General features: G+C 67.0%; 8 protein-coding genes. 6 read left to right on the top strand and 2 right to left on the bottom strand.

Annotated elements, in window-relative coordinates:
- Nucleotides 1-27: 27 nt before the first annotated feature.
- Nucleotides 28-1,878 (bottom strand): alpha/beta hydrolase, encoded by a 1,851-nt coding sequence (locus tag KR541_RS35725; protein ID WP_216090209.1) that lies wholly within the window; start codon nt 1,876-1,878, stop codon nt 28-30.
- A gap of 10 nt (nt 1,879-1,888) precedes the next feature.
- Nucleotides 1,889-2,155: an acyl carrier protein gene (locus KR541_RS35720; RefSeq protein WP_050016620.1), complete on the bottom strand. Its 267-nt coding sequence runs from the start codon at nt 2,153-2,155 to the stop codon at nt 1,889-1,891.
- A 173-nt stretch (nt 2,156-2,328) separates the two neighbouring features.
- Here KR541_RS35720 and KR541_RS35715 point away from each other — a divergent pair, with 173 nt between their 5' ends.
- From KR541_RS35715 to KR541_RS35690, 6 genes are all read left to right on the top strand, one after another.
- Nucleotides 2,329-3,075: an iron-containing redox enzyme family protein gene (locus KR541_RS35715; RefSeq protein WP_050016614.1), complete on the top strand. Its 747-nt coding sequence runs from the start codon at nt 2,329-2,331 to the stop codon at nt 3,073-3,075.
- Nucleotides 3,020-4,597, top strand: coding sequence for an AMP-binding protein (locus KR541_RS35710; RefSeq protein ID WP_252996720.1), 1,578 nt, complete (start codon nt 3,020-3,022; stop codon nt 4,595-4,597). Before KR541_RS35715 ends, KR541_RS35710 begins: the two co-directional genes overlap by 56 nt.
- A gap of 68 nt (nt 4,598-4,665) precedes the next feature.
- Nucleotides 4,666-6,927 carry an AMP-binding protein gene (locus KR541_RS35705; protein ID WP_050016612.1) on the top strand — a complete coding sequence of 754 codons (2,262 nt, stop codon included), beginning with the start codon at nt 4,666-4,668 and terminating at the stop codon, nt 6,925-6,927.
- Nucleotides 6,928-6,973: 46 nt separating this feature from the next.
- On the top strand, nt 6,974-12,592 hold the full coding sequence (locus KR541_RS35700) for a type I polyketide synthase (RefSeq protein ID WP_216090208.1): 5,619 nt from the start codon (nt 6,974-6,976) through the stop codon (nt 12,590-12,592).
- Nucleotides 12,589-17,256 (top strand): condensation domain-containing protein, encoded by a 4,668-nt coding sequence (locus KR541_RS35695; protein WP_216090207.1) that lies wholly within the window; start codon nt 12,589-12,591, stop codon nt 17,254-17,256. The genes KR541_RS35700 and KR541_RS35695 overlap by 4 nt, the downstream gene beginning before the upstream one ends.
- A gap of 57 nt (nt 17,257-17,313) precedes the next feature.
- On the top strand, nt 17,314-21,675 hold the full coding sequence (locus tag KR541_RS35690; RefSeq protein ID WP_275564763.1) for a thioester reductase domain-containing protein: 4,362 nt from the start codon (nt 17,314-17,316) through the stop codon (nt 21,673-21,675).
- Nucleotides 21,676-21,813: the final 138 nt, after the last annotated feature.

Here is a 21,813-nt window from a genome sequence, read left to right as displayed (position 1 = left end):
CCGAACGGGCATCGGAAGGCGCGTGCGTCACAGTTCGCCCGATTCCATCTCTGTCTCCCTCTCCCTCTCGCCGCGGTCGGCCGCAGGGAGGACGCGCAGTCTCGGATGCGGCAGTGCGTCGGGTGTCAGCGCCCGATCGCCGACGAACGCGCCGACGAGTTGCGCGAGCAGCGCCGCATTCTGCTGAACCATGTGATGACTGCCGGCCTGGAGCTCGATCTGGATCGGGCGAAGCTGGGCCGACGTAATGGCTCGCGCACGAATCGCGCAGGTCATTTCGTCGTATTCGCCGGTCACGAGCAGCGCGGGGATGCCGGCGATCGATCCGTCGCGTTCGGCTTCGATCCGATGGGCGCGGAAATTCAGCAGTTGCTGGCTGTATTCGATCATGTTCGCCGCCGACACGAACGGCGCGTGCAGCCAGTGACGGGTCGCCGAATCGGGTAGCGCGAACATCGATGCGTGGCCGCCTTCGCGTGCGTCGCTGCGTGCCCGCTTCTCCAGGAGCCCGATCATCGATTTGGCCATGCTGTCCGCGGCCTTCGGCATGCGCGCGACGAGCGAGCACATCGTATTGAGATTGTTTTCGTACGCGCTGTCGGCGCCGTCGTAGTCCTGCGCGCCGGCAAACGACGGCGCGATCAGGCTCATCGACGCGATGCGGCCGGGCAGTGCGCGCGCCAGCGCCAGCGCATATCGGGCGCCTCCGCACCAGCTCGCGACGTGAATCGCGTCGATCCCCTCGACGTCGAGCAATTCAGCCACGCTGCGCGCGTAGCGGTCCGGCGCATCGGGGCTCGAATAGTACGCGCGTGTCAGTCCTGCATCGGCTGACGCATCGCTCGCGTCGTCCGCCAGATAGAGCGAAAAATCCGGCGCCAATCCGGCCGCGAAGTCGTGCCACACGTCGTGCGGGATGCCGAATGCGTTGATGAGCAGCATGGCCCGCGAGCCGCGCCCGGCATTCAGATACCGATGCCCGTTGCCGGTCGTGATCCGGCGCGCGGACGGCAGGTCGACAAACCGGGGCGCGTCGCGCCTTTCGTGCCGGGCCGCGTGAGCGGCGACGCGTGAAGCGATCCGGGCTTGCCAGTCGAAGCCGTCACAGCGTAGTCGGTGAGAACGGATGTCGGTCGGGGGAACGTGCGCGTCATCCGCGTATCCCAGCATGTGCTCGGCGTGCTTCAGATTCGTTTCGAGCAGCGCGAGAACGGCGTCGGAGCCGGCCTCGTCGGCATCGCTTCGCGTCGGAATGGGCACCCTTTGCGCGACGCTTTCGGCGAGTTCGCGCCAAGCAATACGCCGATCGCCATGCACGACGTGAAGGCCGGGCGACGCTTGCGTCGCAAGCCAGGCCAGCACCGCTTCAGCCGTCAGCAGGCAGGCCGCGCCGGCTGTTTCGGCAGGCAACGCCAGCGGCTCTTGCTCGAAGTACGTGTCGACGCGGCGGCGTACCTCGAACACGGTTTCGGCGACCGCGTCGGCGAGCGTGTCGAGTGACGCCAGCGATAGCGTACCGGCTTCGCCGATGGCGGCCGTGCCGTCCGCGAGCGCGTCGCCGAGTACGACGATGCATGCGTTCGCAACGGATGCGGACGCAACGTCGAGCGCGGCCGACAGGAGGCGGGGCAAGGACGCGAATTCGCGCGTGCGGCGAATCTCGGGATCGTCGACGACGACGGCGAGCTGCCCGGAACCGGGCGCGTTCAATGCGTCGCGAAGCCGAGCGATGCGCGGGTACGCACCGAGTGCCGTAGTCGCATCGCCGGCATCGGCCGCTGCGCGCAGCGCGGCGAGGTCGCCGGCATCCAGCAGGCAGATACGGTCGTCGCCGCCGGCCGACGGCATCCTGCATGCGTCGTGCGGATGATCGTTCATCGTCATCTCGTTACGCTTTCACGGACAACAGCATTTCCACCAGATCAACCGCATCGCCGATGGTTTCGAGGTTCGCGACCTGTTCCGTGTGCGATGCGAAGCTGATGCCGAGCCGATCCTCGGTCAGCGCCATCAGCGACAGCAGCGAGATCGAATCGAGCATCAGATCCGACGTCAGCGACGTTTCCCGCGTCAGCATGTCCGGCGCAATATCGAGCGCAGCAATCTGCGGAATCAGTTCGGTAAGCGTAGCGAACACGTTCGCGTGGTCGTCCATCGGATTCTCCAAGTGCCGTAGGGGTTCCGCTTTATAGCGTCAAGCCACCGCACTGCCTACCTGCACTGACGTACAGGGTTGGCGCAGCAAGGGAAACACTCGCCCGAACGGACAGGTTTCAGTCTTGAAAGCGGCCATTACATTGCCGGTTACCTCACCGACAGGGAACGATCATGACCCTCACCAAAGAAGCCGTGCTGATGGACAAAGCGACGTTTTCGCGCGCGCTGCGCGAAACGCTGGACGAGCAGCTCACGCTCGATCACCCGATCTTCGCGGAGTTGTTCACGCCGCAGAAAAACTGGCGCTTGCTGAAGATCATCTCGCTCGAGGGATACCAGATCACCCGGTACTTTCTCGAGTACATCGAGAACCTGTACTTCCGCTGCCCGTTCCCCGACCACAAGCGCCGGCTGCTGTACAACCTGTTCGAAGAGGAAACCGGGCGCTTCTCGAAAACGAAGAACCATGTCGAGCTCATGGAAGACTTCATTCGCGCGCAAAACATCAGCGACGAGGAGCGCGATGCGTGGACGCCGTCCGCGGCCACGCGCGAGTTGATCGACTATCGCCTCGAGAACTGCAAGGGCGAGGGTACCTACCATATCGGCGCCGCCGCGGTGATGATCGCGAGCGAAGGGCAGAGCCTGGAAACCCGTGCGGGCGACGCGCGCCACTCGATTCTGGCGAAGTGCTACGGGCTCACCGAGGAAGACACGCGATTCTTCTCGGTTCACCAGAAAGAGGACGTCGCGCACGTCGCCGAGGGCATCTCGCTCGTGACCGACCTGTGCACGACCGTGGAGATGCAACAGGAAGCGCTGTTCGCGGTGCGCCACACGTGCAAGCTGTTCTGGAACATGTATGAAAGCGCCGCGCAAAAGTACTACGCGTCCGCCGAGGGCGTCGCGCACGCGTGACGGGACAACGCCGATGATGACCTTCGACGATCTAGTCGCGCGCTTGCGCGACAGCAGTCATACGCTGACCTTTGTCGACGACAAGGGCGCCGAAACCGTCCGGACCTTCCACGAACTGTTCGAAGACGTGCTCGCCACGGTCGAGCGCGGCAAGACAATCGGCCTCGTACCCGGGGCGCGCGTCGGCATCGCGGCCCCGAACGGCTATCCGTGGATGGTGTGGGATCTGGCGTGCATCGAGCTCGGCTGCGTTTCGGTCGCGTTTCCGAACGATGGCCTGCTCGACACGTGCGACGCGTTGATCGAGCGCTACCAGCTGAGTGTGCTGGCAGTAGACGCACGATGGATCGATGCCGGCGAGACGATTGCCGGGCGCGTCGTGGATATCGATCCCGCCAGCCGCGGCGATTCGCACGCGCGCATCGAGCCGGTGCGGGTCGAGCATATGCCCGATACCCATTCGTTGGTGTTCAGTTCGGGCACGACGGGCAGGACCAAAGGGCTCGTGATGAGCCGCCGCGGCACCGCGCACTTGCTCGGTCTGTATGGCGACTCATTCGGCGTCGCACCGGGCGAGCGGTTCCTGACGTTCTTGCCGTTCGCGAACTATCAGCAACGGATGACGTACTACTTCTGCCTGTATCACGGGGTCGATCTCGTGTCGGTGCCGTTCCACGGACTCTTTCCGGGGCTCAAGCGGCACCAGCCGACGTTCGTGATCGCACCGCCGGTGCTGTACGAGACGCTGCATACGCTGGCGCGCGCGGCTGCCGGGCCCGGCAGCGATCCGTCGACGCTCGCCGAGCGACTGAGCGCGCTGACCGGCGGCAACATCCGCTACATGGTCACCGGGATGGCGCCGATCAAGCGCGCGGCGCTCGATTTCTTCTGGGATTGCGGGATCGCGCTGTACGAGGCGTTCGGGATCACCGAGGCCGGCATGGTTGCGTGGAACAAGCCCGGGCAGGTACGCGTCGGTACGGTCGGCCAGCCGGCGGAGCCGGGCAGCGTCTCGTTGCTGGAGGACGGCGAAGTCGTCGTCACACGGAACGCCCTGCTGTCGCTCGGCTACTTCGATGCGCCGGAAGAGGACAGTCGCGCGACATTCATCGCACCGAATGCGGTCGCGACGGGCGACATTGCCGAATTCGACCGCGACGGCTTTCTGCGCGTCGTCGGGCGCAAGAAGGACGCGATCATCACGAGCAACGGCGAGAAATTCCATCCCGAGCCGATCGAGGCGCTGTTGTATCGCGATCCGCGCGTCGACGTGGCCGTCGTGATGGCGGGCCCGCAAGCGGGGCTCAGCGTCGTCATCGCGACACGCCGGCCGGACGATCCCGACGTCACCGACGCGCTGCGCGAACTCGTCCGCGCGGTCAACGGCACGCTGCCCGCACAACGGCAACTGGTGAAGGTGATTTTCACCGACCGCGCGTTCGACGTCGAAGGCGGATTGCGCACGCGCAACCTCAAGCTCAATCGCCGCGCGATCGCGGACGCGTTCCTGCGACACGCATGAGATCACCCCCCGTGCGCAAGCCGCCGCCTTTGCGCGGCGGCGCGCACGGACCTCATTCTGGATACACCATGACGACGCATCCGAATCCGAACGTGTTTCAGATGGAAGTCGAACCGACCTCCATCATCGAGACGCTCGCCCATCACACCGAGCGAGACCCCGACCGCGTCGCGCTGACCATCCTGCGCGACGGCGAGGCGATCGAAAGCGAAAGCACGTTCGGCGATCTGCATGCCGGCATGATGCGCGTGGCGCGCGGACTCGCGCAACTGACCGAGCCGGGCGCTCGCGTGCTGCTGCTGTTGCCGACGAGCGCCGAGTTCGTCTGCACGTTCTATGGATGCCTGGCATCGGGGCGCGTCGCCGTGCCGGCCTATCATCCGCAGCAGGTGCGCAAGGTCGCGCAATGGGCGAAGCTGCACGCGATTGCCGACAATTGCGGCGCCACGCTGATCGTCGCGCCGGCGACCTCGGTCGAGACCATCGAGACCCTGCGCGCGACGCAGCAGCTGTTCACCGGCTGCCAGCTCGTCACGTACGAAGCGCTCGTCGACGCGGGTGCGAAGGACACGTCGGCGTTGCCGCGCATGCCGGCGCTGGACGATCTTGCGTTTCTTCAATACACGTCCGGATCGACGGGCACGCCGAAGGGCGTGATGATCACGCACGGCAACATCATCGACAACCAACGGTCGATCGCGCTGCTGATGCAGCACGATCGCGACACGCGCATGCTGTCGTGGCTGCCGCTGTATCACGACATGGGACTGTCGATGCCGTTGCAACTGGCGTCGATCGGGCTTTCAGTGGTGCTGATGTCGCCCGTTGCGTTCGTCCAGCAGCCGGGGCGATGGTTGCGCGCGATTGCCGCACACCGTGCGACGACGTCCGGCGGGCCGAATTTCGCGTATGCGCTTGCCGCGGCCGCCCTCGACGGAAGCGACGACGGCGGCCGGCTCGATCTGTCCAGCTGGCGGGTGGCGTTCTGCGGCGCGGAGCCGATTCATCGTCAGACCGTCACCGACTTTATCGACGCCGCAAGCCCGCACGGCTTCGCTCCTGGGTCGTTCTATCCGTGCTACGGGATGGCCGAGGCGACCCTGATCGTATCGGGTGTCCCTTACGGTGAAGGCGCCCATTATCTGGACGTCGACAACGTGAAGCTTGCCGCAGGCATCGTCGAACCGGTTCAGCCCGGCGCCGCGAACGCGAAGAGCCTCGTGTCGTGCGGCGGCACGGCGCCCGGCACCGAGATCCGGATCGCAGGGCCCGATGGTTGCCCGGTGGCCGACCCGAACGGCGTCGGCGAAATTTGGGTGCGCGGCGGCGCGATCGGCGTGGGCTACTACGGCAACCCCGAAGCGACACGGTCGACGTTCGGCGCGCATGTCGATGACGAGCCTGGCGCCCGTCCGTTCCTGCGCACCGGCGATCTGGGCGCGATCGTCGACGGCCGCCTGTACGTGACCGGCCGCGTGAAGGACATGCTGATCGTTCGCGGGCGCAACCTGTATCCGCAGGATATCGAGGCGTGCGTGCAGGACGCGGTGCCGGCGTTGCGCCGCGGGTGCGGCGCCGCCGTATCGGTGCAGGCGGACGGCGAAGAGAAGCTCGTGCTCATCCAGGAAGTCGGGCGCACCGCGCGCCGCACGCTGGACCTCGACGCCACGCTGCGCGCGATGGTGGTCGCGATCGGCGAGGACTTCGGGGTCACGCCGCACGCGATCGTGCTGGTCGAGCCGGCAACCATCGAAAAGACTTCCAGCGGCAAGATCGCGCGTGCGCTGTGTCGTCGTGCGTATCTGCAAGGCGAACTGCGGGCCGTCGCCAGCTGGACCGATGGCGCCTATGCGATGGATGCGGGCGCGGCGCGTGACGGTGCGGTGGCGCCGGCTGTCGCCGAGGTTGCGCCCCATTCCGAATCGACGCTGATCGAGCGCGAAATCGCGGACCGGATCGTACGGATCGTCGCCGAGCGGCTCAAGATCGCCGAGGCGCAAGTGTCGCGCACGGCCGCGTGGGTCGAGATGGGTTTCGACTCGATGAGCGCGCTCCAGTTTTCGTTGAAGGTGCAGCACACGATCGGGCTGACGTTCGACGCCGCCGTGCTGTGGGACTGTTCGAACGTCGAGCAGCTTGCCGCGCATCTGGCGCGCATGCAGGGCGCGGCCGATGCGTTGCGATCGAGCGACGCGCCCGCACCGGCCGCCGCGCACGCGCGTTCCGCGTCGGTCGTCGACGGCGCCGACGCGCCGCCTACCCGGGAGCAGCTTGCGGCGCTCTCCGACGCGCAGGCCGAAGCGCTGCTGCTGAAAGCGCTGCAGGGCTGAGCCGATCCCCGGCAGTCTCGTTCCGCGAACGTCTGGAGTGGTACACATGATCGAGTCCAATCGCGCGGCCGCCGCGCCCCTTACACCCGTGAAGCAAGCGTTGCTGAAGATCGACGCGCTGCAACGCGAACTGGCAGAAGCGCGCAGCGCGATGAGCGAACCGATCGCCATCGTCGGCATGGGCTGCCGCCTGCCCGGCGGCGTGGATTCCGCCGACGCGCTCTGGTCGATGCTCGCGGACGGGACCGACGCCGTCGGCCCGGTGCCGGCCGACCGATGGACCGATGCGATCTACGATCCGCGGCCGGGCCGGCGCGACACGAGCTACAGCCGGCATGGCGGGTTCATCGACGACGTCGATCGTTTCGATGCGGGATTCTTCGGCGTGTCGGAGCGCGAGGCGCCGCACATCGATCCGCAGCAGCGGTTGTTGCTCGAATGCACGTGGCGTGCACTGGAAGATGCCGGCTTTTCGCGGGAAACGATCGCGTCGTACCGAACCGGCGTGTTCGTCGGTTCGTCGGTCGACGACTACGCGCGCGTCAGCGAGAGCGTAGCGGGTGACGCGCTCAGCTATGCGCAGACATCGCTCGGTACCGCGCGGCCCTTCGCGGCCGGACGCATTTCCTATCTGTTCGGGTTTCATGGCCCGGCGTTGCATCTCGACACCGCGTGCTCGTCGTCGCTCGTCGCCGTCCATTTGGCTTGCCATAGCCTGCGTACCCGCGAGTCCGATGTCGCATTCGCGGGTGGTGTCAACCTGATGCTGTCGCCGGAGATGACGATCGCGCTGAGCGAGCTTCAGGCGCTGTCGCCGAGCGGCCGCTGCCGGACGTTCGACGCGGCCGCCGACGGTTACGTGCGCGGCGAAGGCTGCGGCGTCGTCGCGCTGATGCGGCTGTCCGATGCGCGGGCGCAGGGCAGGCCGATCCGGGCGGTGATCCGCGGCTCAGCCGTCAATCACGACGGGCGCAGCAACGGAATGACGGCGCCGAATGGCCGTGCGCAACGCGACGTGATCCGCGACGCGCTCGAGCATGCCGGCGTGTCGCCGGCCGACGTCGACTACGTCGAGGCGCACGGCACCGGTACGCCGCTCGGCGATCCGATCGAGCTGCGTGCGCTCGAGGACGTGTATTGCCGCGACACGAATCGCACCGGCGACCTGTACGTCGGCAGCATCAAGACGAATATCGGGCATCTCGAATCGGCCGCCGCGGTCGCCGGGCTGATGAAGGTCGTGTGCGCGCTGCAGAAAGGTGAATTGCCGCGGCACCTGCATTTCGATACGCCGACCACGCACGTCGACTGGGATGCGAACGGCATTCGCGTGCCGACCGAGCATGCGGCGTGGCCGTCGTCCCGACCGGGCCGGCGTATCGCGGCGATCAGCTCGTTCGGCATGAGCGGCACGAACGCACACCTGATCATTGAGGCATGGCAGGAGACGCGCGCAGCGGAACCCGACGCGGACGTCGCGCTGGCCGGGCACGCGCGTCACGATATCTGGCCGTTGTCCGCCCACACGGCGCCGATGTTGAAACAGGCGATCGAAGACTGCGCGGCGCACGTGCGGGCAGACGCGTCGCTGGCGCCCGACGCGGTCGCCAGCGCGCTGCGTCTCGCGCGCGACAGCCATCGGCATCGCGTGGCGATTGTCGCGGATGCTCGCGACACGCTGCTCGATGCGCTGTCGGACGCGGCGCGGGCCATGACGGTCCGGAGCGGGCAGCCGGGCGGCGCCCGCGACCGGCTTGCGTTCCTGTTTACCGGACAGGGCGCGCAGCGCGCCGGGATGGCTCGACAGCTCTATCGGGATTTCGCGCCGTTTCGCGACGTATTCGACGCATGCGACAGCCATATCGAGGCGCAAGGAGAACTGTCGCTCGTGGACGTGCTGTGGGGCGACCATCAGGACCGGATCAACGAAACGCGTTACACGCAACCGGCGATGTTCGCGCTCGAGGTCGCGCTCGCGCGCTTGTGGATGCACTGGGGCGTCGTGCCGGAGGTCGTGATGGGCCACAGCATCGGCGAGTACGCGGCTGCGTGCATTGCCGGCGTGTTCTCGATCGAGGACGGCTGCCGTCTCGTGACGGCGCGCGGACGTTTGATGGATACGCTCACCGCGCCGGGCCGTGCGCTCGCGGTGTTCGCAAGCGTGCGTCACGTGGCCGATGCGGTGCGCGACTACCCCGGGCGCGTCGCCATCGCCGCGGACAACGCACCGGAGAGCGTGCTGGTGTCGGGCGACCCGGACGCAATCGAGTCGATCGAGCGACTGTTCGCGTCGCGCGGCATCGCGACGAAGGCGCTGGCGGTATCGCGCGCATTCCATTCGCCGCTGATGGAGCCGATGCTCGCCGATTTCGGCGCCGTCGCCGCGACCGTGCGCTATCGCGTGCCTGCGATTCCGATCGTGTCCAACGTGACGGGCCGATTCGAGGCCGAACGCCTGTGCGATCCCGCGTATTGGGTCGAGCATGTCCGGGCCACCGTAGCCTTCCGTGCGGGTGTCGACACCCTGCTCGACGACAAGGTGACGACGGTCATCGAGATCGGGCCTGGCAAGACGCTTTCGAGCCTCGTCTCCGCGTGCACGGCGGAGCGGGCGGATCATCGCAACGTGATTGCGCTGCCGTCGATGGGCAATGACGGGCGCGAAACCGAGCAGTTGCTGCGTGCATTGGCACATGTCTATATGTGCGGTCGTCGTGTCGACTGGCATGCGTACGAGCGCTCCCGAACCGGTGCGCCGATGCGGCAAGCCGCGCGCCGCGGCGTGCTGCCGCCGTATCCGCTCGAAGCGCAGCGTTACTGGGTGAATGCGCGGGAGCCGGCGCAGCGGGCGAACGTGCTGACGAGCGCAACCGGCGCGCGTCGGACCGCCGGTCGCGGCGTGCTGGGCCGGCATCTCGCGATTCCGGCATCGGATCATCTTCGCTACGAGAGCGAGGTGTCCGATCGGCATCTGCCGTTTCTGGGCGGACACCGCGTGCACGGGCAACTCGTTTTTCCGGCGGCAGGCTTCGTCGAGGCGCTGCTCGACGCGGCATCGCGGCGCGATGGCGGCGATACGGAATCCGCGGCCGGCCGCTGGCTGGTCGCGCGTGAGGTGTCGTTCGATAACGCGCTCACGCTGGAGCCCGGCAACGCGGCCACGTTCGGCACGGTCGTGCACGCAGGTGACCCCTCGCATCCGGGCGAAGCAGGCGTGCGGATCGACATTCACGCCTGCCACGACACGGCCGCGTCCCAACCCGAATGGACGTTGCAGTGCGCCGCGCAGATCGGGACGACGCATGGCGTTGCCGACGTGTCCGACGTGCCGGCGCTCGATGAATGGCGCGCGCAATGCGGCGACGCGTTGCCTGTCGACGGTTTCTACGCGCGCTTGCAAGCGACCGGGCTCGAATACGGCGGTGCATTTCGCTCGATTCGCGCGCTGTCGCGGAGCGACGACGTGGCGCTGGCCCGAATCGAAATGGAGCCGGACGGCACGGACGACCTCGTCCGCATCGTTCATCCGGCGCTGCTCGACAATGCGTTTCAGACCGTCGCGGGCGCGCTATGGGATGCGGAGCTGAACACCGCCTTCGTGCCGATCGGCATCGAACGGATCGCTTGCATGCCGATACGCGGCGTGCAGGCGGTGTGGTGTGCAGTGCGGGCTCGGGTGAAGCGCAGCGTTGCTACCGCGGATCTCTGGATATACGACGACGCGGGCAGCTGCGTCGCCGTCGTCTCCGGATTGCGGCTGATGGCCGTCGATCCGCGACGGTTTCAGCGGGTCGCGGAGCCTGTCGCGCTGAACACGCTCGTCTGGCGGCTGTTTGCGGCCAAACATGAGGCGGCCGACGCGCGCGCGAACTTCGTGCTGATCGGCAACGGGTCCGCGCTGGACGCGATGCTGGCGCAGGCATGTGAAGACGCTGACAACGCGTGTGCAATCGCGGCGCTGCCGGCGGACGACCTGTTCGACGACGATGCAGGTACCCGGCGCATTCGTGCTGCGCTCGACGATGCACTAGCCGGCCTGGATGCACGACGTACCGTGCTGCTCTATGTGTGGCCGTCGAGAGACGACGCGGAATCAGAAGATGAACTCGCCGCAGTCGGCGCAGCTTACCGGCGCTTCGCGAACCTCTGGCGCGAAGTGCAGTCGGCTCGCTGGCCGCAGGGCACGCCGGCCGTCTGCATCGTGACCCACGCGGCGCAGCACGTGCCCGGCATCGACGTGCGCGTAGCGCCGTTTCAGGCGGCGGCCTGGGGCGTCGCCCGCAGCCTGATGCACGAGAGCGGCGACATTCCGGTGTGTGTGATCGATCTGCCGGCGCCCGATGCGACGTCTTGCGCGCGCGCGCTGACCGCAGTGGCGGGCGCCGCGACGACCGGCGAGACGCAGTTCGTGTCGCATGGCGACACCGTATACGTTCCGCGGCTCGTCGCACGCGACGCCGGCGCGGCGCAACCGCTTGCGCACGGCGCCTATCTGGTGACGGGCGGACGCGGTGCAATCGGCACGCGGGTGATCGAGCAGTTGATCCGGAATGGCGTGCCGAAGATCGTGTCGGCCAGCCGCCAGGTCCCGGCCGACAGCGAACGCGCGCGACTTGCGTCGATCGCCGATGCGCACGGCGCGATCGTCGAATTCGTGGCGGCCGACGTCGCCTCGTCCGCCGACATCGACGCGCTCGTCCATGCGCTCGAAGCGGATTCCGCGCACCCTCTCGTCGGCGTCCTGCATGCGGCGGGCACGCTTGACGACGGCCTGCTCGCGACCCAGCCGATGACCGACGTATTGAAGGTGCTCGCGCCGAAGGTCGCGGGAACGTTGAATCTGCATCGCGCGACCGCGCATCTGCCGCTGCGGCACTTCGTGTCGTTTTCGTCGATCGTGGCCTGCATCGGCTCCCCGGGGCAATGTGCATACGCCGCCGCGAACGCCTATGTGGACGCGCTGACGGCCGTGCGCAACCAGGACGGCCTGCCTGGGCACACGATGAACTGGGGCCTGTGGGGCGGCAACGGGATGGTCGATCAGCTCGACGCGCGGCAACTGCGCCGCATCGCATCGTTCGGCCTCAAGCCGATCGAGCCGGACGTCGCATTGCGCGTGTTCGACGCGCTGGTCGCCGAACCCGACGGGCAGACGCAGATCTGGAACGTGGAAGTCGATACGCTGATCAAGCGCAGCCCGAGCCGGGCGATGGGCGCGCTGTTGTCGGAACTCGTGCCGCCAGCGCCGCCGGCGCATCGCCCGGCCGGTACCGGCCCTGGCTTGCGCGAGCGCATCGCGGGGGTGCCGGACGACGAGCGCATGCAATTGCTGCGCGGACACCTGACCGACGCCATCGCCGCGACCCTGCATACGTCGAGCGAGCGGATCGCGCCGGATATTCCGCTGATCGAGCTCGGCCTCGATTCGCTGATGGCCGCGGAATTCCGCAATGCATTGCGCAGCGAGCTGGGCGTCGATGTTCCGTTCGGGCGATTGCTCGAAGGCGCGTCCGTCGACGACGTCGTGCGCACGATCGTGACGACGCTCGACCGCAGCGAGTCGCGGGCGCCCGACGGAACACCCCCATCGCGCGCGGCGGACCGGATCGACGTGGTGTCAGGAGAAGCGACGTTCGGCGTCGAAATGGAAGGAGGAGAGCTGTGAGCTCGATCGAATTCATCAACGAACTGGCGGGGCGCGGCATCGAGCTCTGGACCCAGGACGGCAAGCTGCAATACAAGGCGCCGAAGGGCGCGGTCACACCTTCGCTCGTCGACGAGCTGAAGACCCACAAGGCGACGCTCATCGCGCTGCTCGAGCAATTTGCGGGAACGGCGGGCACCTACCCGCTCTCGTTCGCGCAGAAATCGCTCTGGTCGCTGCATCAGCTCAATCCCGACAGCGCGGCATACAACGTGACGTATGCGACGCGCATCGACGACGATGTCGACCTATCCACGCTGCGCCGCTGCGTCGACTATCTGATCGCACGCCATCCGATCCTTCGCACCGCGTACCGCGTGATCGATGGCGAGCCGCGTCAGCAGGTGGGGTCGCAAGCGCGCGCGCAGTTCTCGGTCGATCGCGTGTTCGCGGCCGACGAAGCCGCGATCCGCCGGTGGATCGACGAAGAGTCGAATCGCCCGTTCGATCTGACGCAATCGCCGATCCGGCTCAAGCTGCTGCTGAACGAGCACGACGGCGCCGACGCGATTCGCGTGGTGCTGCTGTTGAACGTTCACCATATCGCCGCCGATTTCTGGTCGCTCGAGATCCTGCTCAACGAGCTTCGCACGCTCTACCGTCTCGCCCGCGCGGGCGAGCCGCTGAAGTTGCCGCCGCTGCCGGTGCAGTACAAGGATTGCGTCGAACACGAGCGCGCACGGCTCGACGGCGCGGACGGCGAGCATCTCGCGGCGTTCTGGCGGCGCGAGCTGGCACACGGATTTCCGGTGTTGAGCCTCGCGACCGACCGGTTGCGCCCGCCGCGCAAAACCGAGCATGGACGCGTCTACGATCGGTCGCTCGGCGCGACGCTATCGCAGCAGGTGCGCGACACGGCCCGGCTGCTGCGCGTGACCCCGTACATGCTGCTGCTCGCGGTCTATCAATTGCATCTTCACCTTCACACCGGGCAGGCGCGGGTGATGATCGGCGCACCGACTTCCGGGCGCAATGCGCCGGGCAGCGAGAGCGTGGTCGGTCATTTCGTGAACACGGTCGTGCTCGCGTGCGAAGTCCGACCGGACGATTCGTTCGACGCGCTGCTGCAGCGCACGCGCGAAATGATGCTGCGCGTGCTCGATCACCAGGATTATCCGTTTCCGTTGCTGGTCGATGCATTGCGTCCGGCGCGCGATCCGAGCCGGTCGCCGATCTACCAGGTGATGTACAACTGGAACCAGGCGCGCGGCGATTTCGCCGCCGAAGGCGGGAGCGGCGTGCCGTTCTATCGTGAGCGTCTCGCCGCATCGAGCACCGGTACGCGCGGCGCGACACACGATCTGACGCTCAACGTACAGGATCTCGGTGACGAATACCTGACCGCCTGGACGTTCAATACGGATCTGTTCGACGACGAAACGATCGCGCGATTCGCGAGCCAGTATGCGCATCTCGTCGAGCAGGTGGTGGCTGACACGCGCCGTTCGCTGCACCAGTACACACTCGCGACCGCACCGACCGACGATGCGCGACGCCGCATTGCCGCGGCCGACGCATTCGTGCGTCGGGCGGCCGATGCCGAATCCGATATGCAGCGGGATGCGTCGCGCGTGGTGTGGCAATTCGACCATCGCGCGATCAGCGATGGCGAGGTCCGCGATGCGGTTCGCGCCGTCCGTGCACAACTGGACGCCCTCGGGATCGGTGCCGGAAATCGAGTCGAACTCCGACTGCAAAGTGTCGCCGAGCGCGCGGTCGCGTTGCTCGCGATCCGCGCCGTCGGCGCGTGCTATACGGTGTCGGGCGACACGGCCGACGCAGTGTGCCGCGGTCGTGGCGACGGTTGGTCCGGCTGGGAGATCGACGCGATAGAAGTGGTGCAGGCGCGCGATGACGCCGCGCGCGGCGACGGCGTTGCCGCAGGCAGCGCTTCTGCGGTCGAGCCGCTGCTCGACTATGTCGGTCAATTGCTCCATCTCGACGCCCACGCAACGGTGCTCGTTCCGCACGGCGCGCATGACTGGCTGTCGGCAGCGGCGCTTGCACAGGCCGTGCTTGTCGGCGGCACGGCTCGACTGTCCGAGCAGGCCGCCATTGGCGCGCTCGCTTCCGGCGACCCTGCGATCGCGAACAGCGCATACGCGGCACTCGACCGGTTGCTCGCGGACGGCCCGTCGCTCCTGCTGCCGTCGCTTCTGTTGCAACGTGCGGACGTCGCCGGCGTGGGGCGGGCACGCGCGCTTGTCGCGTACGGCGAGCATCCGCAACCGTTGAAGTCGCTCGCCGCGGCCAACCGGATACCCACGGCGGCGTACTTCGTCCCGGTGCAGCACGCGGCTACCGGTTCGGCGCTGTGTGCGTTTGCGGCCGGCCCGGACGGCTGGCAATTGCTGGCGCCGTCGTATCCCGGACGTGTTGCATTCGCGCTCGGATCATCCGGAAGTTTCGCCGACGATCGTCAGGCCGGAAAACTGCATTTCTTCGACGGCGCGTCGATCCGCGCGTCGGCTGCAGGAGCTGCACTCGAAACCGCGCCCCCGGACAGGGCGCTGATACCCACTGGCGTGTCGGTCGTGCGCCGTGGCGGCGACCTGCTGTGCGCCGATCCTTCGTCACGGGTCGCGCGTCACCGGCCCGTGCCGATCGAAATCGGCACGGTCGAACAGGCGATCTCCGCGATCCCCGGTGTGGCCGCCGTCGCCTGTGCATGCGTCGTCCGCGACACGCGGGAAATGCTGGTCGCCTATCTCGTCGCGGATGACGGCCACGTGGATGTGCATGCGCTCGAAAACGCGGTGCGTTCGGCATTGAAGCATGCGTTGCCGGACGCGATGCACCCCGACGCGATCGTGGTGCTCGACCGGCTGCCGCTCGACGCGGGCGGCGCACTCGACGCAGGCGGGCTCCCGCTGCCTCGCGCAAGCGAGCGGGCCGACCGTCGCGCGTCGACCGACATCGAACGCAAACTCGCGGCGATCTGGGCCGACGTCCTCGGCCAGCCGTCGGTCGGCGTCGATCAGGATTTCTTCGAATTGGGCGGCGATTCGATTCTCGCCGCGGTCATCGTATCGCGGGCCGCGCTCGACGGCATGTATTTGAAGCCGCAGGACATTTTCCTGCATACGACCGTGGCGGGCCTGTCGACGGTGGTGCGCGAGACGCCGGGTCTCGATGTCGATCAGGGGCCGGTGCAGGGCGAGACGGTGCTGGGTCCGGCGGCGCAATGGTTCGTCGAGCGCGTCGACGTCGATCGTTCGCACTTCAACCAGGCGCTGCTCGTTCCGCTCGGCGAGACGCCCGACGCGAACATCATGGCCGAGGCGATTCGCGTCGTCATGCGGCATCACGACGTGCTGCGTTCCCGGTTCGTCGCGCACGGCGATGGAATGCGACACATGTTTGCCGGCGACGGCGGCGCCGACGCCGTCGATTTTGCGATCGTCCCGTGTATCGACTCGGCTGGCCGGCATTGCGAACGCATGTGGCGCGATGCGATCGACGCCGCACAGCGCAGCCTCGACCTCGAGGGCGGTCGGCTCATCGCGGTCAGGTGGCTCGAGAGCACCAGCGTGTCGAGCAGCCGGCTGCTGATCGTCGTTCATCACATGGCGATCGACGGTGTGTCCTGGAGCATCCTGCTGCAGGACCTGGCCGATTGCTATCTGCGCTTGCGTGACCGCACGGCGGCGGCGTTGCCGCCGAAGACGAGCTCCGTAAAGGCTTGGGTGGACCAGTGGCTTGCGCTGGCGCAGGGCGACGCGCTCGACGACGACCGTCTCTACTGGCGCAACGTGAACGCACAGGTGCGTGACGTGCTGGATGGGCCGAAGCGGGTGGCGCTGATGCGTCACGGGCTGACCTCGATCGTTCAGCATGCTTATCAGGAATCGTCGCTCAGTTGTGCGATCACGCTCGATGCGGATCTGACGCACGCGTTTCGAACCACGGCGCCGCGTGCTTACGGCACCGACGCGAACGATCTGCTCATCGCCGCGCTGCACGCGGGTTTCCATGCCTGGAGCGGCAGCGATGCGTTGCTGGTGGACGTCGAGGGGCATGGCCGGGATGGCCTCGGCGACGCGATCGACCTGAGCCGCACGGTCGGCTGGTTCACGTCGATCTATCCGGTGCTGATCGACACGCCGGCCACCGCCGCGGATCCGTCGGCGCTCATCAAGTCGGTCAAGGCCCGACTGCGCGAGGTGCCGCGCAAGGGCGCGAGCTATGGCGTGCTGCGCTATCTCGACACGAAACCGCAGGCCGGCGCCGATGCGCTGACGTCGTTTCCGCGCGCACCGATCCTGTTTACCTACCTCGGTCAACTGGAGCAATTGTCGGGACCGTCGTCGCCGCTGTACGGCGGGCCGCCCGAACCGGCGCCGGGCATCCGCAGCCCGCGCCAGCGGCGCACGCACCTGCTGGACGTCGTCGCGTACGTGTCGCGCGGCAGGCTGACCGTGGAGTCCAGCTTCTTCGGGGTGCCGGGCGTCGATGAGAGCATCGGCTGCCTGATGTGCCGCGTCGAAGAGGCGCTGACGATGCTGATTCGCCATTGCAGCGCCGACGGGGTGGGCGGTCTGACACCCGACGACGTTCCTCAACTCGATGTCGACCAGGACGCGCTCGACGCGCTGCTGGAAGAAATCGACGCACTCGAGCGCTGAACGCGGCGGCGCGCGATACCGCGCGTTCGTCGAGCATGACCGCACCAGGAATTCAGGATGACCCGAAACGTCGACACCATTTACCCGCTCACGCCTCTGCAGCGAGGCATGCTTCACCATTCGCGACTCGATCCGGCCTCCGGCATCTACGTCGAGCAATTTTCCTGCGTGTTGCATGGCCCGCTGGACCTCGAGCGATTCCGCGGCGCGTGGGAAGCGGTCGTGCATCGCCACGATACACTCAAGACGCTGTTCATTCGCCTGCACGAAGAGAATCCGTTGCAGGTCGTCCGGCATACGGTCGGGTTGCCGTTCGAGGTGATCGACTGGCGCGATCACGCGGCCGACGAGCAAGCCGATCGATTCGATCGATTGCTCGCGAGCGACCGCGCGCGCGGCTTCGATTTCAGCGTCGCGCCGCTGATGCGTGTCACGCTGATCGACCTTGGTCACGAGCGGCATCGGTTCCTGTGGACCTATCACCATGCGATCCTCGACGGCTGGTCGATGCCATTGCTGCTCGGCGAGGTGTTTCAGCGTTATTCCCGCCCGGACGCGCCGCTTCCTGCCATCGCGCGGGACTATCGCGACTACGTTGCGTGGCTGCGCACACGCAATGGCGACAGTTCGCTCGACTATTGGCGCGATCTGTTGCGCGGCTATCGCAGGCCGGCAGGATTCGCGCCGTCGGTATGCCCTTCGCCGGCGAACGGTGCCACAAGCGGCGCCGACACGCGCCGCACGCTGTCGGTTCGGGCCGACACGATGCCGGCCGGATGGATGGAGGCGGCCGGCCGCGCGTGCCGCGTCGCCCGGGTGACACTCAATACGCTGTGCCAGGGTGCGTGGGCGATGCTGCTTGCGCGCTACGGCGGTTGCGACGACGTCGTCGGCGGCATCGTCGTATCGGGACGTGCGGCAGAAGTGGACGGCATCGAACGCATGGCCGGCCTGTTCATCAACACGCTGCCGTGGCGTGCGACGCTCGACGGCGAGCTCGATACGGCCGACTGGTTGCGACGCTTGCAAGCCGATACGCAGCGCCTGGAACAGCATGCGCACAGCGCACTCGCGGACGTATTGAAATGCAGCGAAGTGCCGCGCCAGCAATCGCTGTTCGACACGCTTTACGTATTCGAGAACTATCCGGGCCGGGATGCGTTCGACCGGCTCGCGGCGAGTTGCGGGTGGCGGATCGACGACCCGCGCGCCGTCGAGGAAACGAGCTATGCGCTGGCGCTGATCGTATTGCCGACGGATACGCTGACGTTTCAGTTGACCTACGACACGGCCCGCTTCGACGCGGCGTTCATTGAACGCATGGCGTCGCAGTACCGCGGGCTCCTCGAAATCCTGGCCGACGCGACCCCGCGAAAAGTGCGCGATCTCATGCTCGATGCGCGACCGTCGACGGGTACCGGCGGCGCGCCCGACGCATCCGCACACGCATCGATGGGCGACGCGACGTTGTCGGCGCATATCGCCGCGCATGCCGCACGCACGCCGGATCGAATCGCCTTTGCCCGGTTGGACGGGCGCGAGTTGCCGGGCGGCGCGCACGGCGTCACCTATGGAACGATGGCCGATCGCGTGCAGCGTGCCGTTCATCAATGGCGGCGTTTCGGCTATCGGCCGGGCGAGCGCGTGCTGATTGCATGCGACGACCCCGTCTCCGGGCTGGTCTTGCTGCTGTCCGGGCTGACGTATGGCGTCGATTGCGCGATGACCGATCCGAATCTGCCGTCGGCCGCGTTCGATGCGCTCGTCGACGGCAGTTGGTCGCCGGAACCGCTGCGAAGCTGCGTGACGACCGCGCAGCATACGCCGTTGACCGGCGTCATGTGTTACGTATTCGACGAGCAGGACCCGATGTACGGGCAAATCGACGGTGCGCTCGACGATCGTTCAGATCCGGTACAGGGCGCATGTTCGTTGCTGCGGCGCGATGTCGATGGCGATTGGCATGTCGTGCGCTATACGCACGCCCAGCTTGTCGAAGCCGCGCGCGCGTTCGGCGCGACGTTACCGGCCGGTGCATCGCGGGATGTTGCGCTCGGCGACGGGCCGCTGTCGCATACGGCGTTGTGGACGGTACTGGGCGCACTGAGTGCCGGGCTGTCGTTGCACCAGATCGCGAGCGCCGGCGATCCCGCGTTTCTGCGGCGAGCGGCGTCTCCGGATGCGCACTGGCACGGTATCGTCCTGAGTCCGGAAGCGACGCGTCATATCGTCCGCGCCGCGTCGATGCTGTCGGCCGGCGCGCTTCGCACCGACTGGGTCATGGCCGATGCACGCTCATTGACGCGTGCGGACGCCGCGAGACTCGCCGAGCTCGCACCCGGCGCGAAACGTTTCCGGCAATTGTGCTGGCCTGCGTGGTCGCTCCCGCATGCGGTGTCGTCGGCCGATGGATTCGATCGCGTCGAATCGGGCGTGGTATCGGCCAATGAATCCGTGTTCGTCGCCGACACCCATCTGAACCCGGCGGGTGGGGACGCGCTCGGTACGCTCGTCGTGTCGGGGCATTCGGTGCCCGATCTGATGTTGCGCAACGGCAAGCCGGACCGCGACAGCCTGACCGTCACGCGCAACGGTACGTGGTTGCGCACGACGCTGGACGCGTGGCACACCGAGCATGGCTGTCATACGTGGCTGCCCGACCGAAGCGCGTGTTCCGACGAGACGACGGCGGATTGGCTCGATTTCGAGGCCGACGTCGCACGGCAGGCGGGCGTCGATGAGGTGGCGCTCGTCGAGCGGATCGCCGAAAGCGGACAATGGGACCATGCGCTGTTCCATCAGGACGCGACGGCCGACGCCGCGGACATCGTGCGCCGACTGGCCGGGCTGCGCGGCGTGCCGGCACTGTCCGCCGGCGCAGTCGTCGCGCTCGCCGCCCTGCCGCGTTCCGCGAAAGGCAGGATCGACCGCGTCCGGCTGCTTTCCGGTGACGTCGAGGTTCGCCGGCATGGTCGCCATGCGGCGCCTCGCGACCTGGTGGAAACGGCGATCCACGACATCTGGTGCGTGTTGCTCAAGCAGCCGCGTATCGGCATTCACGACAATTACTTCGATCTCGGCGGGGATTCGCTGCAAGCCACCGTGATGCTGTATCAGATCGGCGAGCGGCTTCAGCACCCGATCGACATGGAAACGCTGCTGGCCGCGCCGACGATCGCCGGCCTGGCCGCCAGTATCGCGAATGGCGATGTGCGTCGCGATACGCCGGCCGTCGATTTGCCGGGCGAAGCGCGGCTCGACCCGGCGATCGGGACACGGCAACCGTATGCGTGGCGCCCGTATCGGACGGTGTTGCTCACGGGCGCGACCGGATTCCTAGGCGTGCACCTGCTCCATACGCTGCTCGCGACGACCGACGCACGCGTGATGTGCGTGGTGCGCGCCGACGATCCGGCCGCCGGCGTGCGACGTATCGAGGCCGCGATGCAGTCGCACGGCTTGTGGGACGCGCAGCACCGCGATCGGATCGTCGCCGTGCCGGGCGATCTCGGCGAACCGAACCTGGGCTTGTCGGCGGCTGCATTCGACGCGCTCGCACGTGAAATCGATGCGATCTACCACAACGGCGCGCTGGTCAACTTCGTTTATCCGTACGCAACGCTGAAGCAGGTCAACGTGCTGGCGACTCAGGACATCGTCAGACTGGCGAGCCTGCATCGCGTGACGCCGATTCACTACGTGTCCACGGTCGGCACGCTGAACCGTTATTCGGATGCGTTGCCGGAAACGCTCGCGGTGCCGTTCCACGAACACCTGACGAGCGGCTATGAACAGAGCAAATGGGTCGCCGAGCAGTTGCTCGCGCAGGCGCACGCGCGCGGCGTTCCCGTCACGGTCTATCGTCCGGCGCGGATCGTCGGGCATGCGGTGAGCGGGCGGATGAACCTGGACGATCTGTTCTGTCGATTGATCAAGGGCATCATCCTGTTTGGAAAGGCGCCGCGCGACGTGGGGTTCGACAACATCCTGCCGGTCGACGTCGTCAGCCGGATCATCGTACGCGCGTCGCTCGACCCGACCGCCGCGGGGCAGGGCGTACATGTGATCAACCCGCGCTGGAACTCGCTGGACGCGCTGGTCGATTTCATCGAAGACGAAGGCTTCGCGATCGAGCGGGTGAGCTACGACGCGTGGCTCGCGGCATTGGCCGAGCATGTGCGGCAGGACCCGGCGCATCCGCTTTCGATGCTGATTCCGGTGCTCAAGAAATTGAATCCCGTTGCGGATCCGACGGTCGGGCGCATTCTTCCGATCGACGTCACCCAACTGAAGCGGCTCGCGGGCGACGTGCTCGCATCGAGTCTGCGTCCGGCCAACGACTGGTTGCGCACGTTCTTCGATTACTTCTACGAAGACGGTTTTCTCCAGCAGCCGGATGAAAAGCTGGTCACCGCATGAGGGGTGGTTCGCCGGTGAGACCGCGCGCGAGACGATGATCCGAGGTCGGCGCCGTCGGACCGCGACGACCGACGTCGTCGAATAGTCGATGCCGGGAAGGCGGGCTCACCGTCGTCCCGGTTACCGCATTGCCCGAGA

Source organism: Burkholderia sola (genome assembly GCF_905400185.1).
GTDB classification, from domain to species: Bacteria; Pseudomonadota; Gammaproteobacteria; order Burkholderiales; family Burkholderiaceae; genus Burkholderia; species Burkholderia sola.
Note: the sequence above shows the minus strand (reverse complement) of the source record. Positions and strands in the feature narration are given on the sequence as shown.

Bases quoted from the DNA above. Each gene is read 5' to 3' on its own strand.
- KR541_RS35725 (WP_216090209.1), bottom strand. From the start codon at position 1,878: ATGAACGATCATCCGCACGACGCATGCAGGATGCCGTCGGCCGGCGGC.
- KR541_RS35720 (WP_050016620.1), bottom strand. From the start codon at position 2,155: ATGGACGACCACGCGAACGTGTTCGCTACGCTTACCGAACTGATTCCG.
- KR541_RS35715 (WP_050016614.1), top strand. From the start codon at position 2,329: ATGACCCTCACCAAAGAAGCCGTGCTGATGGACAAAGCGACGTTTTCG.
- KR541_RS35710 (WP_252996720.1), top strand. From the start codon at position 3,020: ATGAAAGCGCCGCGCAAAAGTACTACGCGTCCGCCGAGGGCGTCGCGC.
- KR541_RS35705 (WP_050016612.1), top strand. From the start codon at position 4,666: ATGACGACGCATCCGAATCCGAACGTGTTTCAGATGGAAGTCGAACCG.
- KR541_RS35700 (WP_216090208.1), top strand. From the start codon at position 6,974: ATGATCGAGTCCAATCGCGCGGCCGCCGCGCCCCTTACACCCGTGAAG.
- KR541_RS35690 (WP_275564763.1), top strand. From the start codon at position 17,314: ATGACCCGAAACGTCGACACCATTTACCCGCTCACGCCTCTGCAGCGA.